General features: G+C 66.8%; 12 protein-coding genes and 2 pseudogenes. 5 read left to right on the top strand and 9 right to left on the bottom strand.

What is annotated here, in order from left to right; all coding sequences use genetic code 11:
- Positions 1 to 274: 274 nt before the first annotated feature.
- Both AC1RQF_RS03390 and AC1RQF_RS03385 read left to right on the top strand, forming a co-directional pair.
- Entirely contained in the window at positions 275 to 697 is a 423-nt protein-coding gene (locus AC1RQF_RS03390) for a hypothetical protein (protein WP_492871323.1), read from the top strand.
- A gap of 157 nt (positions 698 to 854) precedes the next feature.
- Positions 855 to 1,469 carry a hypothetical protein gene (locus tag AC1RQF_RS03385; RefSeq protein ID WP_274003790.1) on the top strand — a complete coding sequence of 205 codons (615 nt, stop codon included), beginning with the start codon at positions 855 to 857 and terminating at the stop codon, positions 1,467 to 1,469.
- Positions 1,470 to 1,596: 127 nt separating this feature from the next.
- On the opposite strand, the pseudogene AC1RQF_RS03380 reads toward AC1RQF_RS03385, so the two are convergent.
- A pseudogene (locus tag AC1RQF_RS03380) lies at positions 1,597 to 2,629 on the bottom strand (IS256 family transposase).
- 57 nt (positions 2,630 to 2,686) lie between these two features.
- Between AC1RQF_RS03380 and AC1RQF_RS03375 the strand changes: the two are divergent.
- From AC1RQF_RS03375 to AC1RQF_RS03365, 3 genes and pseudogenes are all read left to right on the top strand, one after another.
- Positions 2,687 to 2,932 carry a polymorphic toxin type 46 domain-containing protein gene (locus AC1RQF_RS03375; RefSeq protein WP_443111582.1) on the top strand — a complete coding sequence of 82 codons (246 nt, stop codon included), beginning with the start codon at positions 2,687 to 2,689 and terminating at the stop codon, positions 2,930 to 2,932.
- Positions 2,929 to 3,162 carry an immunity protein Tsi6 family protein gene (locus AC1RQF_RS03370; protein WP_274003789.1) on the top strand — a complete coding sequence of 78 codons (234 nt, stop codon included), beginning with the start codon at positions 2,929 to 2,931 and terminating at the stop codon, positions 3,160 to 3,162. The genes AC1RQF_RS03375 and AC1RQF_RS03370 overlap by 4 nt, the downstream gene beginning before the upstream one ends.
- Positions 3,163 to 3,260: 98 nt before the next feature.
- Positions 3,261 to 3,452, top strand: a pseudogene (locus AC1RQF_RS03365) (copper-binding protein); the annotation flags it as partial.
- An 86-nt stretch (positions 3,453 to 3,538) separates the two neighbouring features.
- Here the strand turns inward: AC1RQF_RS03365 and AC1RQF_RS03360 are convergent.
- From AC1RQF_RS03360 to AC1RQF_RS03325, 8 genes are all read right to left on the bottom strand, one after another.
- On the bottom strand, positions 3,539 to 4,825 hold the full coding sequence (locus AC1RQF_RS03360) for an FAD-dependent oxidoreductase (RefSeq protein ID WP_492871322.1): 1,287 nt from the start codon (positions 4,823 to 4,825) through the stop codon (positions 3,539 to 3,541).
- An 83-nt stretch (positions 4,826 to 4,908) separates the two neighbouring features.
- Positions 4,909 to 6,081 carry an ABC transporter substrate-binding protein gene (locus AC1RQF_RS03355; protein ID WP_492871321.1) on the bottom strand — a complete coding sequence of 391 codons (1,173 nt, stop codon included), beginning with the start codon at positions 6,079 to 6,081 and terminating at the stop codon, positions 4,909 to 4,911.
- Positions 6,082 to 6,280: 199 nt separating this feature from the next.
- The gene (locus tag AC1RQF_RS03350; RefSeq protein WP_274003783.1) at positions 6,281 to 7,294 is read right to left on the bottom strand and encodes a Glu/Leu/Phe/Val dehydrogenase; all 1,014 of its coding nucleotides are present in this window, start codon (positions 7,292 to 7,294) and stop codon (positions 6,281 to 6,283) included.
- A 2-nt stretch (positions 7,295 to 7,296) separates the two neighbouring features.
- Positions 7,297 to 10,191 (bottom strand): type I polyketide synthase, encoded by a 2,895-nt coding sequence (locus AC1RQF_RS03345; RefSeq protein ID WP_274003780.1) that lies wholly within the window; start codon positions 10,189 to 10,191, stop codon positions 7,297 to 7,299.
- A 15-nt stretch (positions 10,192 to 10,206) separates the two neighbouring features.
- Positions 10,207 to 10,785, bottom strand: coding sequence for an allene oxide cyclase barrel-like domain-containing protein (locus AC1RQF_RS03340; RefSeq protein ID WP_274003778.1), 579 nt, complete (start codon positions 10,783 to 10,785; stop codon positions 10,207 to 10,209).
- Positions 10,769 to 11,815, bottom strand: a complete 1,047-nt coding sequence (locus AC1RQF_RS03335) for a PLP-dependent cysteine synthase family protein (RefSeq protein ID WP_274003775.1) — start codon at positions 11,813 to 11,815, stop codon at positions 10,769 to 10,771. The genes AC1RQF_RS03340 and AC1RQF_RS03335 overlap by 17 nt, the downstream gene beginning before the upstream one ends.
- Before the next feature lie 33 nt (positions 11,816 to 11,848).
- Positions 11,849 to 12,598: a thioesterase II family protein gene (locus tag AC1RQF_RS03330; protein ID WP_274003774.1), complete on the bottom strand. Its 750-nt coding sequence runs from the start codon at positions 12,596 to 12,598 to the stop codon at positions 11,849 to 11,851.
- Complete coding sequence (locus AC1RQF_RS03325; RefSeq protein ID WP_274003772.1) at positions 12,595 to 14,202, bottom strand: AMP-binding protein; 1,608 nt, start codon at positions 14,200 to 14,202, stop codon at positions 12,595 to 12,597. The genes AC1RQF_RS03330 and AC1RQF_RS03325 overlap by 4 nt, the downstream gene beginning before the upstream one ends.
- Between the last annotated feature and the right edge of the window lie 4 nt (positions 14,203 to 14,206).

Raw genomic sequence — 14,206 nt, 5'->3', positions numbered from 1 at the left:
GCTGAAAATCATGTCGGAAATGTTAATTGCGGCGCAGCTATTTCTGAGTCGAACTGCTGCCAGCAGACTCATTATCACAGGTGTTGTAACCGCGAATGTGGGCCGGAGCTCTGCCGATAATGGGCACTTACGGATGAATTTCTTGCAGGTCGGTCTGTGAAAGAAAATGAATGTGTTTTGGTGCGTGTTTGAGTATTAATCAAATCGGAGGTTAAGTGTTTTTTGGGGGTGATTTTAAATTTTTGCTAAATTGGGTGATAAAGTGAGCGAGTTAATGTCTGGAGGCAGAGAACCCAAGGATCATTTTGCGGTTGCTCAGGTTGCGCTTTATATCTTCGCGGTACTCCAGGCAGTTGCGGCCCTGATGACTGCGTTCGGGGCCATACCTTTAGGACTTTCCCCACAGGCATCGTCGGTGCAACGCGCAGCAGTAACCATCGGGGCAATCATCAACATTCTGTCCTTCCTGATCGGGTATGTCCTGTTGGCTCGCTGCCTGACTCGCTGCAGCACACTGGTTTGGCGAATCGCGTTGGCTGTATTCATGACCAACCTGGGCATGTCAGCCTTGACGTTGGCAGCACAGCCGGATCCGCATCCCGTACTGACAGGAAGCCTTTCCATAGCCGGTGCGATTTCCATGTGGAACGGCCGAAAGGCTATTCACAAGCCGTGTACGGAGGCATCGCGTTACTGATCCGTTGTACGGGGCGCGGATGTAAAGGAACAGACGCCGGTGAAGAAAGAGAATGTACCGCGCGTGTGACCTAAAAGGCGACCGCATATGGCCGGACGAGTCGACCCAGGCAGTGAGGTCTGGATCGCGTGTGCGAGCAAGAGGTATGAAAAGAGCAATGCCGTTAGACAAGTCATCAACGAGATCCACGAATCGCGGTGCAGATACGGTCATCTGCTCGCTTCTGTTGGCGCTTCTTGTCCTCGCTTGGGGTGCATCGGCCGACGGCCCGGCTTTCCGGTTCAACGAGGGCTACTGGCGCTCGGTCGCGCCCGTAGCGATTCCGGCTGCGATTCTCGTCGCATGGGGTTTGCAGAAGGCGTTGGTCGGTACCTGGTACAAACCGCGCTATGCAAGATATGAGCAGCAGATGCAGCCGGGTGAATCCTGGGCAGCCGGGGCGATTGCTGCGGCCATTCTCGTGGGCGTCGCATCGATGGCGTATGCCAATCTGATGAACGAAGCCACGGGAACCGAATACGTTGCCATTTACTCCGTTGCCGAGAAATACGTCACAAGCGGCAAGCGTACTTGCTATGGCCTGAGGTTGTCCAAACAGGACGATCCGAAGGATCAATTTCCGGTCTGCCTGCCACAACGGGACCAGGAGAAGACGCCACTGGGTGAGCGCTTCCAGGTGACTGGTCGGCGCTCGAAGTATGCGAACCAGATGCTCAGTTACGCCAGCATTCGACAAGTCGAGACAGCCTCGAATCCACAAACGACAAGATAGGAGCCACCGGCAGCGGCGATTTATGGCCGACACGGCAGTCAGCGTCGAAACCCCTCCCGGTACGTTCACCGAGAGGCGCGGGGATCAGCGAGGGTGTCAGGATTTCCGTGTTCAGGCAGGTTGAGAGTCACGAAGTCAGCCGAACGAATCGATCTGCGTAGAGGATAGCGAATTGGTTCATGGCTGCCTTCCAATCTTTGGCTGAGCGCCCCCAGTCAGCAGTGATATTGCGCGGAGCCAACCAGATCAGCTTCGTCGCCGCGTCGTCGGTGGGGAAGTGTCCTCGCGTCTTGATGATCTTGCGCAGTTGAGAATTGATATTCTCAATGGCATTCGTTGTGTATATAACCTTGCGGATGTCTGGTGCAAACGCAAAGAATGGAATCACGCGATCCCAGGCATTGCGCCAGGCGGTACTGACAGGCGGGAATTTCTGGCCTCAAGGGCCTTCGGCAAACGCATCAAGTTCAGCTTGAGCGGCCTCGGTACTGGGTGCCGTGTAGATCGGCTTGATTGCGGCAGCCAGTCCCTTGCGGTCCTTCCAACTCGCGTAATCAAGGCTGTTTCGGATCAGGTGGACGATGCAGGTTTGCAGCGTGGTCGCCGGGAACACGGCGGCCGGGGCCTCGGGCATGCCTTTGAGGCCGTCAGTCACCGCGATCAGGACATCGTGGACGCCGCGGGTTTTCAGATCGTTGAACACCTACGGAGCTGATGAAGTCGGGCGAGACCTCGGTGGCGTACTGCCCCAGCGAGAAACCCTGGATCTCGCGCACCGTCATGCCTCGGGCATACATAGCGATGATCTTGTCATCGAAGCCAGTGAAGCGCCGTTCGTGTTTGGGAATCAGCAGCGGTTCGAAACTGCCGTCGCGGTCTCGCGGCACCTCGATGCGAATCGGGCCGTCTTCGGTCAGAACCGTCTTGGCGCCTTTGCCATTGCGCTGGTTCGTGGCGTTGGCTGGTTTAGCCGCACCGGACGGATAGCCGAGATGGTGGTTCATCTCACCGCCTAGTGCTCGCTCGATCAGTGCATTCTGAAGCGCCAACGTTGCAGCATTGATGGCTTCAGCCGTCATCGGGCCGTTACCAAACTGCTCCAGCAACTCGGCAGGAATTGCCGGCAGGTCCGCCGGCTGGGCTTTCGGTTTGCGTGCCATAAACGCTCCTGAGTTGCGTCATGTTATGCCCGAAACACGAAATCTCTGACAGTCCCGTTGAATGGTAATGTCGGCAGCTACTTCGCGCCGGTTGGGACGCAGGCGACGAATCTTGGCATCAATCCGGCGAACCGAATCCCAGGTCTTTTTACTCCGTCTGGCGCGACCTCTGTATTGCAAAGCACCGCGGCTAGCATTACGGATACATGGACTGTCCCGGGACGGCCGTTTGTAGCGAACGGCGGCGGTACGCAACAGTTCGTTCCCAACAAATCAACGATGGTTCCTGTTCCCGGAAAATGAAACAAGACCGATTACTCACGTTCGAGCAGGGGCTGGAAAAATATCGCCATCTGCTCATGCAGCACCCCGATAGTCGGGCGCTGCTGTCTATCAGCAAGCAGATTGAGTTTCTCATCGATCTAGAAAAGGGAGTAGTGCTGGACGTGAGCAGGTTGCGGGAAATTACGATCGGCGTGTTGACAGCGAGGGAAGTGGAGCCGCTGGATAAAGGTGCTGCTGAGATCCTTTAGAAGGTCGCGAGCGAGGCCAGCCGTATGTAGCGCTGTGCAGAATGCGTTGCCACAAACAACCCAGTTGTGACGAAACCGGATACGGCATTCTTCAGGTCGCCGCGACGGGCATGATCACGCTCAAGCACGGCGCGTTCGCGAATCTCGGCATGGCGCCGATGACGATGGCCTACAAGGCGAAGGACGCGGCGATGGTCCGGCAGGCGCATGCGGGCGACAAGGTGAAGGTGCGCGTCGAGGCGGTCGGCGGCACGCTGACCATCGTCGAGATGGTGAAAGACGCGTCGTGACGCACTGACGCGGGCGACCGAAAGGCGCCGGCCGCCGAAGGCCGGCGCCGCGCGGTTCCGGGCCGGGGCCGGAACCGCGCAGCCGCTTACGCGCTCATCGGCTCGAACAAGCCGTCGCGCGCCGGCGAGAAGATCTCCAGGTCGCTCTGATAGCGCGAGTGTCCGTCGACCGCAAGCTCCACCAGCGCGCGGCCGAACAGCGGCGCGTACTTGAAGGCGCGCCCCGATTCCATGATGCACATCGACGCGCGGGCGTGATAGCCGTCGCCGCCCGGCGACGTCGGAATCCGCCCGATCACCAGCTTGCCGTCCGGGCTCATCGAATACAGGCAGCGGCCCGCCTGCTGATACGCGCCGGCGTCGATCAGGCCGGGATCGATGAGGCGGCCGAGGTGTGCGGCGAGTTCGCGCATCAGCGTCTCGTTGACGGGCGGCCGCTCCGCGTAAGGATCGTCGAACACATCGTAGGTGTAGTCCGCGCTCATCTTCATCATGTTGCGCATCGCGGGCGCGAAGTCGAGCGGCGGAAAGCCGTAGAACGTGCCGTGGTCGCTCGCGTCGACGTTGCCGAACTCGAACCAGATCGGCACCTTGGGATGGTTGGCCTTGAGTTCCCAGTACGCATAGTTCATCTGCCAGATCTTCCAGCGGCGGCTCTGCTTCAGGCCGAGGCCGTGCAGCACCGAATCGGCCCACACGCCCGGGCAGGCGATCAGATGGTGGCCGTGGATCGCGGTCGGCACGCCGTTGCTGGTCGTGTGCAGCGTGTACGCATGGCCGGTGCCGGCATGGCGGTGGTGCTCGACGTTGACCACCGTATGCTCGTTCAGCACGTGCAGGCGGCCGGTCTGGGTCGCGCCGTGCAGGAATGCCTTCGCCGCTGCCTGGACGTTGATCGATGCGCTCGCCGCCTGCACGAGCCCGACGTAGTCGGCGGGCATCGCGTCGAGATTGAAGATCGGGAAGCGGCGGTGGATTGCCGCCGGCGATTCGAGGTATTCGTACGGCATGCCCATGCTGTCCATGGTCTTGCGCACTTGCCGGACGTTGCCCTCGGTCGTCATCGGGGCGTCGCGGTGGCCGAAGAAGACCAGGTCGTCCATCGCGAGCAGCCGCGTGCCGCTCGCGTGCTGGATCTCCATCCACATTCCGAGCGACGCCTCGGCGAGCCGCGTCTCGCATTCGTTGTCCTGCATCAGCCGGAACATGCGTTCGAGGCCCTTCGAGCTGTTGACCTCGTTCCGGATGCCGTACTGATCGACGATCAGCGTGTCGAGCCCTCGGGACGTCGCGTAGTAGGCGCTCGCGAGGCCGAGAATGCCGCCGCCTATGATGACGACGTCGTAGCCCGAACCGGATTTGATGGAATGCATGATGCTCTCCTGAGAAATTGAACAAAGGTGTGTTGGGGTATGCCGCTGTAATAGAGGTGGCCGGTGCGTCGCGCGCGTGCGCGTCACGCGTGCGCCGGCGGCGGTGCCGCCTCCGGGCCGAGCCAGTAGCCCGGCTGGTACGGAACCGGCAGGAAGCGTTCGTGAAGCTCGCGGAACGTCGCGTCGGGATCGAGGTCGGCGAATCGTTGCGGATGCAACCAGGTCGCGAGACGCTGAAGCGCGATGAAGTGATACGGGTTGTCGTAGAACGCATGCCAGATCGCGTAGACGCGCCCGTTCCGGACGGCCCGCAAGGTGCGATAGCCGGGCCGGGCCATCAGCCGGTCGAGGCGGGCCCGGCCTTCCGCCGGGTCGGCGCCCGGGCCGAGATTGATCCAGTCGCCGGCGGGGGCGTACAGCGACCAGTTCGCGCCGGTGACGAGCACGACGTCCGGATCCGAGGCGATCACCTGTTCGGGATGCAGCGTGCCGAAATGACCGTGCAGGAATGCCGTGCCGAGATTGGTCCCGCCCGCCGCGCCGACCAGTTCGCCGAAGCTGCCGTTGCCGTAGCTCAGGCAGCAGTCGCCGTAGAGCCCGGCGGCGCGCTCGACCATCACGAGCGGGCGTGCATCGCGCCGCGCGAGCCGCGTCGTCACGCGGTCGATCTGCGCCTGCCGGAAGCGCAGGAACGCCTCGGCTCGCGCGCGGCAGTCCAGCAGCTCGCCGAGGATCCGCATGCTGCGCGCAGCGTTGGCGAACAGGCGGGTCCGGAAATCGACGTACAGCACGGGAATGCCGGCCTCGGCCAGATGCGCGACCAGCCCCGAGGATTCGGCGGCGGGCCGCGAGCTCAGGTTCAGCAGCACGGCGTCGGGCGCGAGCGAGATCGCCAGCTCGGCGCTGACGGCTTCCAGCGTCGAATCCGGGAAGGTGGGAATGCCGGCGATCGCGGGGAAGCGGCGCTGGTACGCGCGATAGCTGTCGAGATCGGCGGCGCGGAAGTTCGCGCCCCACGCGACGACGTTCGCGAACGGCGCATCGGGCCGCAGCAGCGGCAGCGCGTACGCGAGCGCGCCGTCGCCGAGCAGCAGCCGGCGCACGGGCCGCGCGAAATGGACGCGGCGGCCGGCGATGTCCTCGATGACAGGGGCCGACGCGCGCGCGCCCCAGGCGCGGGGCACGGACATCAGCAGAGCGGTGGCCGGCGCGCAGCGCAGCAGCGCGCGGCGGGGCGGCGAGAATTCGGTCGACATGGCGTCATCACGATGAAGGGGCGCCGGCGCGCCCCCCCGGATGCATGCGACCTGACGGTCTACATCGTGAGGCGGCGCCCGGCAGGGCGGAATCCGGCACAGTGCGCACCCGCCGCGCGGGATCCCGGCGCGAGCGGTGGCCCCATCCTCGACAGCAGGCAGGATCCGTGAGGAGCGGGCGGGTGCGCGACCGGATCGATCAATGGACGCGGGACAGCAGCGTGTTGATGTCGCAGCCCAGCAGTTGCGAACGCTTGAGCAGCTCGCCGGTCTTGGTGCCGATCAGCGCGCCCGTGTATTCGTTCGCCTGGTCCTGCGTCATCGAGCGGAAGATGTCCGGGAACGAGCGCTCGACGCTGTCGCAGATCACCGCGCCGGCATTGCTCACGTAGTCGGGCAGGTAGTTGATGCCCGCCGCGATCAGCTTCGCCTCGGCCTCGGGGCTCGCGAACGGCGAGTTGGCGCTGCTCACGACCCAGCGTGCGCGCACGCGGTCGACCGTGTCGAGGTCGAGCACGTTCGACAGCGAGGCGATGCACAGCACGTCGGACGGATAGGCCCAGAACGCATCCTCGTCCAGCATCGCGACGCCCGCCGGGATGTCCGGGCTCGGCCGCACGTCGAAGCCGACCACGTGGTAGCCGTGCGCGAGGCACTGCCGCGCGACTTCGCGCCCGACCTTGCCCATCCCGTGGATCGCGACGCGCGCGGTGTCGCTGCCGCCCGGCGACAGCGTGAGCACGGCGCGCAGCGCGCTCCAGACGCCGAAGCCCGTCGCGACGGAGGTGTTGACGAGCGGGCTTTCCATCGCATCGAGAATCCATTGCGTGGACTGGCGCAGGCGCACCATGTGGTCGCTGCTCGTGTTGATGTCGCAGCCGGTGTACATCGAGCCGTCGTAGCGGTTGAGCAGGTCGCCGATGGCGTCGAGCACGTGCGGCGCGTCGTCCGGGCTCACCTTGCTGTTGACCACGATCTTGCCGCCGCTGAACCCCGTGCGGTACAGGCCGTGCTTGAGATCCATCGCGTGCGCGAGCATGATCGCCTCGTCTTTCTGCTGTTCGAGCGATTCATACCGGTGCCAGCGGATCCCGCCGTTGCTCGGCATCGCGTGGCGCTGCGGCGAGCAGGCGATGGTGAACGAACTCTTGTCGTCGACCACGATGGTTTCGACTTCGTATTTTCCAAACCGCGGATGATTGATGATGCCCATGATCAAACCTCTTCTGCTGAACGATGTAGACGGACGAGCGCTTCGGCGCCTGCGGCGGTCAGGCATGCGCACAGGCCCGCCGGCGTGGGCGTGCGCATGAAGTCCTGCAGGCTGATTTCCACACCCAGTTCGGCCTGGGTGAGTACGACCAGCTGGACGGCGGCCAGAGAATGGCCGCCGTCCTCGCTGAATGGGTGATGCAGGTTCGACGGTGCGGTCCCGGTGGCTTTTTCCCAGAGCGCGTTGGCGGCGGCCTGCACGCTGTCGTAGCGCGGCGCGGCCGGGCGCGGGTTCGGCGCGGCGGCGGGGCGCGGCTCGGCGGCGGGCTCGGCGGATACGCCGTGGCGCTGCGGATCGAACGGGTAGCGGGGCAGCGGCACGCTGACGCCCGCTTCGTTCCACGACGGGCGCCAGTCGAGATCGACGCCCGCCATCCACAGCTGCGCGAGCGCCGTGTTCCAGGTGTCGCTGTCCGGCGCGTCGTCGCGCGGCCCGCGCAGCGTGCGGATCGCGACGTCCTTCGGCCGTTGCGACAGGGCCAGCGCGGTCAGCGTGGCGCCCGCGCCGACCTCGATGAATACGGTCCGGCCGCGCGCCGGCAGCGAGTCGAGCGCGGCGCGGAAGCGCACCGGCTCCCGCGCGTGGCGCGCCCAGTAGTGCGCGTCGAGCGATGCGCCTTCGGCCAGCGGCGCGCCGAGCAGGGTCGAATGAAACGCGAGATGCGACGGCAGCGGCGCACTGTGCGGCGCGGCGTGCGCGAGTTCGGCGAGTACCGGATCCATCATCATCGAGTGGAACGCGTGGGAGACCTGCAAGGCCCGGCACCGCACGCCGCGCGCCTTCAGTTCGGCCTCCACGCGCCGGAGCGCCGCGGGCGCGCCGGACAGCACGCAGGACTCGGCGGCATTGACCGCGGCCAGCGCGACGTCCGCGCCGAGCCACGGGGCGCAGTCCTCCTCGCCGAGCGACACGGCCAGCATCGCGCCCGCCGGCAGCGCCGCCATCAGCCGGCCGCGCCGGGCCGCGAAGCGCAGGCCTTCCGCGTCGCTGAACAGGCCGGCGATGCAGGCGCCCGCGATCTCGCCCAGGCTGTGACCGATCACGGCGTTCGGCGTCACGCCGTGCCGCATCAGGAAGCGCGCCACGGCGATCTGGACGGCGACGAGCGCCGGCTGCGCGAGCGCGGTGTCGGTGAGATCGACGTGGTCGCTTCGGCCGCCCAGGAGGAACGACGCGTCGAGATCCGCGTGATCGCGCAGCGCCTGCACCTGGTCGCGCAGGAGCGCGGCAAACAGCGCATTCGATTGCGCGAGGCCGGCGGCCATGCCTAGGAACTGGCTGCCCTGGCCCGGAAACTGGAACACGATGCGCGGCGCGCGCCGGCCCATGTCGCGGATCGTCTCGGCGACGGACAAGGCGCCGTTGGCCTCGACCCGCAGCAGGCCGCGCCAGGGCAGCGGCTTGCGGCGCGTCTGCGCGCTCCAGGCCAGCGCATGGACGGGGGTTCCCGCGAGTTCGGCGCGATAGGACTGCATCAACTGATGACAGGCGGCTTCGCTGCGCGCGGAGACCGGTATCGCGCCCGGGAAGTCCCGCGGCGTCGCGTCGCGCGCGTCGCGCGCGGGCGGACGCGCGAGCAGCACGTGCGCATTGGTGCCGCCGATGCCGAACGCGCTGACGCCGATCGCGCGGCGCGGATCGCTCGCCTGCCACGGCTCGGCGGACGTCGGGATGTAGAACGCGCTCGCGTCCAGCGCGATCGACGGGTTGACTTCGCCGAGATTGATTTGCGGCGCGATCCAGCCATGACGGATCTCGAGCACGGCCTTGATCAGGCCGGCCATGCCCGCGGCGGTTTCCAGATGGCCGACGTTGGCCTTGACCGCGCCGAGCGCGCAGTGGCCGGCCGCGACGCCTTGCGCCGCGAACAGCCCGTGCAGCGCATCGAATTCGATCGGATCGCCGGCGATCGTGCCGGTGCCGTGCGCCTCGATCGCGCGCAGGTCGGCCGGGGCGAGGCCGGCGTCGTGCAAGGCCCGCTCGACGAGCCGGCGCTGGCCGGACACGCTGGTGGTCGTGAAGCCGACCTTGCCCGCGCCGTCGTTGTTCACGGCGCAGCCCTTGATCACGGCGAGCACGCGCTGTCCGTCGGCGAGCGCCGCCGCGAGCGGCTTCAGCACCACCACGGCGACGCCGCTGCCGAACACGGTGCCGCTCGCGTCCTGCGAGAACGGCATGCAATGGCCGTGCTTCGCGTAGACCATGCCCTGGTGCGCGCGATAGGGTGCGCGCTGCGGCGTCCGCACCGTGCAGCCGCCGGCCAGGGCGAGCCCGCAGCGCCCGGCGCGCAGGGCCTCGACGGCCTCGGCGACGGCCACCAGCGAGGTCGCGCAGGCGGCCTGCACCGCGAGCACCGGGCCCTCGATGCCGAGGTGCCACGCCGCGCGGCTGACGAGGTAATCCTTGTCGTTGGTGATCTGCAGCTCGAATGCGGACGGCTGGAAGCGCTCCATGAGCGTGGATTTCTGCAGCTCGGGCAGGTACGACGAGCTGCTGCCGCCCGCGAACAGGCCGGCGTCTTCCAGGCGTCCCGGGACGATGCCGCCGTCCTCCAGCGCATGCCACGCGCATTCGAGGAACAGGCGGTGCTGCGGGTCCATCAGGGCCGCCTCGCGCTGCGCGACCCCGAAGAATGCGGCGTCGAACGCGAGCGCGTCGCAACTGAGCGGCGCGGCGAACGGGACGACATCGCCGTCGAGTTGCGCGTCGTCCAGCTCGACCAGCGATTCGACGCCGTTGATCAGGTTGTGCCAGTACTCGTCGGGATCGTTCGCGCCGGGAAACCGGCACGCCATCCCGACGATCGCGATGTCCCGGTCAGGGGCGGAGGTGCGCATCGGGGCGGCCATGGCTCAGTGGGCGGTGTAGCCGCTCAGGATCCGGTCGCGCAGCGCCGCGTGGGCGGCCGCGATCGGAATGAGCAGCACGAAGGCGCGATAGCGTTCGCGCGGCACTTCCTGATACAGCTGCCGCACCCCGAACATGCCGGTCACGTCGCCCGACACGCCGGTCGCGAACAGCGATTGCCAGCCGCGCCGCCAGATCGCCGACGAATTCCAGATGCCCGAGGTCTCGATGCGGCCGTACACCGTCTCGGCCGTCTCGTGGTAGTAGGAGATGATGTCTGTGCCGAGGGTCGCGACCTTCCAGCCCTCGCCGCGAATGGTGCCCACCTGGGTGCCCTGGTCGTCGAGCCAGCGGTCGTCGTGCGAATTCACGTCGCCGACGCTCGGTCGGTCCTCGGCCTTGGCCTTGAACTTGATCTCGGACAGTTCGAGCAGCGGCAGGATCACGACGTTCGGGTTGCCGGTCTGCTCGGCGACGAGCTGCCTGGCCTCGTCGATACTCGCGCCTGCTTCGATTTTCGTGCGGGCCAGGTTGGCCAGGCCGACGAGCGTCGACATCAGATCGTTCTCATGCGATTGCATCATTTGCACTCTCGATTGCGTTGCTTTGGGTGGAGGAAAGCTGGCGGCCGCGTTCGCGGTCGGCATCGCTGCCGGCGTCGGCGAATACGGTCACCACGGTGGAACCCTGGCCGAGCTGCTGGGCGACCCGGCGCGCGACGATCCAGTTCGCGGCGGACGAGCCGCCGATCGGAATGCCGGTCGCCGAGAAGAATTCGTGCATCGCCTTCAGCGATTCCTCGTGCGTGACCGACTCGAACGTCACCGGCGACTGGATCAGGGACACGAACGGCTGGCGGAAGCCGAAGCCGAAGCCGCCCGCGCCCGCGAAGCGGTTCAGGCCGTTGGGCGGGGCCATGGTGCCGAACGGCAGCTCCTGCGGCGTGCAGCCGACCACGCGCAGATCGGGGTTTTGCTGGACGAGCGCCGCGTAGACGCCGGCGAGCGTGCCGCCCGTGCCGACCGCGGCGACCCACGCATCCGGACGCCGGCCGACGAGCTGCTGGACGATCTCGGCGCCCGTGTGATGCTGGTGGGTGGCCGTGTTCACCTGGTTCAGGTGCTGCGACAGCAGGGTCCAGCCCGGTTCCGTGCGGGCGATTTCCTGGCTGCGCGCGATGATGCCGAGCAGGAAGTGGTGGCGGTCGACCAGGGTGACGATCGCGTTGTTCTCGTGCAGCGAGCGCAGCAGCGCTTCCGGCGCGGAATCGGGAATCACCACCTGCACGGTCAGGCCGCACAGGTGCCCGAGGTAGGCGAGCGCCCGGGCCATGTTGCCGCCCGACGAGTCGAGCAGCTTCAGCGGCCCCTGGCTGAAGTCGTGGGTGTTGATCGCATCGCAGAACAGGCCGAACGCGACCCGGTCCTTGATCGAGCCGGACGGGTTCTTGGATTCCAGCTTGGCGTACACGCGCCCACCGTTCGACGACCCGGGCACCTCCACCAGCGGGGTGTTGCCGAGCGCTTCGCTATAGCGCTTCAGTTGCGGAAACATCGCCAACGCCTTGGTGCGATCCGGGGCGGATGGCTGCGCGTTGAACAGAACAAAATCCATGAGGTGCTCCGATGACGGTGTGAAATGAAGTGTTCAGGCGGCGTGCTGCAGGATCGCGTCGAGAACGGGTTGAAGCGGATTCCGGTGATAGAAATGCCCGCCCGGAAAGGTTTCCGCGCGTGCGCTGCGCGGCAGGAAGGCGTGCCATTCGGCGAGGATCCCGGGGCCGATGAGCGGATCGTCGCGACCGCCGAAGATGCGGGTCGCGGGCAGCGCGCCGATCGGCAGGCGCGCCAGCTCGCGCAACAGGCCGAGATCGCGCCGGATGGTCGACGCCACGAGCGCGCGCGCCTCGACGCCGAGGGTGTCCAGCGCGTCGACTTCGCCGAGATCCAGCGCGCGGTCGGCGAGCCGCTCGAGATCCGTCGGGGTGCTCAGCGTGTCCAGCAGCGTGGGCGGCGTCATTTGCGAGGACAGGATCAGCTGCGCGATGTCGAAGCGCGAGCGCGCAAGCGCCGCGGCGACGTGCAGCGCGAGCAGCGCGCCCATGCTGTGGCCGAAGAAGGTGGCGCGCGCGAGTCCGAGCAGGCTGCCGAGCCCGCGCGTGCAGCGCCGGATCGCGGCGGCCGGATCCTGCCAGGCCGGGAACGCCTCCTTCGCGGTCGAGCCCGGGTACTGGATGACGATCAGGTCGACGTCGGCGGGCAGGCTGTCGCGCCACGGGCGATAGAACTCGACGCTGCCGCCCGCGTGCGGGAAGATCACCAGCTGATGGCGCACGGGCGCCGCGCCGGACGCGCTGAAGCGCACCGCGCCTTCGGCCTGGGTTCGCAGCTGTTTCATGCGGGGCTCGCCTGGCGGGCGTCCGCGTGCTGTCGCGCGTCCTCGGCGGCCTGGGCCCGCAGCAGCACGCGATCGATCTTGCCGATGCCCTTGCGCGGGATCTCGTCGAGCAGCACCAGCTTTTCCGGCAGCTTGAACGCGGCGATGCCCGCGCGCTCCAGGTATTGACGGATTTCCGCGAGCGAGACCGGCAGGTCGTCGCGCACGATCGCGAACAGGCACGGCACCTCGCCGTAGCGGCTGTCCGCCATGCCGACGCACGCGGCATCCTTCAGTTTGGCGTGGCGCTTGCACAGGTCCTCGATTTCCTCGGGGCAGAATTTCTCACCGCCTCGATTGATGGAATCGGTGACCCGTCCGTCGATGTAGACATTGCCGGCCGCGTCGACGTGGGCGAGATCGCCCGTGCGATAGTGGCCGTCCGCCGTGAATGCGCGCAGCGACGCGTTCTCGTCGTTGAAATACGCATGGATCGTGTAGGGGCCGCGCGTGATCAGCTCGCCCGATTCGCCGCACGGCACCGGCCTGCCTTGCGCGTCGACGATCAGGACTTCGTCGTATTCCGAGAGCGGGCGGCCCTGGGAGTTGAAGCGCACCGTGTCGGGATCGTCGAAGCGGGTGAAGCAGAGCAGTCCTTCGCTCATCCCGTAGCACTGCTGGATGTGAATGCCGAGCCGCGCCTCCGCGCGCGTCGCGAGATCGGTGGACAGCCGCGAGCCGCCGACCTGCACGTAGCGCAGGGTGTGGGGCGCGGCGCCGGTCGCGTGCGCGTGTTCGAGCCACTGCGCGAGCAGGGCGGGGACGAGCGTGGTGTGGGTCACGCCGTGCGCGGCGATCAGCTCCAGCGAGGTGGGCGCGCTCGTGTCGGCCGCCAGCACGACGGCGCCGCCGCTGGCCAGCGTGCCGAGGATGCCCGGACAGTTGATCACGAAGCCGTGGGACACCGGCAGCACGGCCAGGTAGACGGCCGCCTCGCTCAGTCCGAAAACCTTGCAGCCTGCCTCGATCATGTAGCTGTAGCCGCCGTTGCGCCGTGCGATGGCCTTGGGCAGGCCGGTCGTGCCGCTCGACAGCAGCATCATCGCAGGGTCGTCGGCCTGCATGCCGGCCGGCGTCAGCGCGGCGGGCGAGGGGGCGGACGGCAGTGCGCAGAATGCCTCGAGGTCGTGCCAGTCGGGATGGGCGTCGTCGCGAGGCGGGCCGAGGACCAGCTTGAGCGGCATTTCCAGCTGCTCGTCGGCGAGCAGGCCGGCCACCGCCTGAAGTGGGCTGAAACGGCGATTGCCCGCGGTCACGGCGATCGCGCGCGGCCGCGCCGTTTTCAGGATGTGCCGCAGTTCGCGCTCGCGGTAGGCCGGCAGGATCGGCACCGGCACCGCGCCCGCCATCAGCGCCGCCAGCATCAGGATCACGGCATGCGCGGTATTGGGCAGCTGGAACGCGATCCGATCCCCCTTGCCGATGCCGTGCGCGTCGAGCCGCGCCGACGCGGCGGCGACCCGCGACAGCAACTGCCGGTGCGAGATCGTCTCGGCGCCGCTGATCAGCGCGGGGGCGTCGCCGCCGGCGTGCAGGGCGGCGGCGAGCCGTTGATTCAGGGACATCGAC

The organism is Burkholderia sp. GW821-FHT14F03 (genome assembly GCF_058803765.1).
This window is presented reverse-complemented; position numbering and strand designations above follow the sequence as displayed.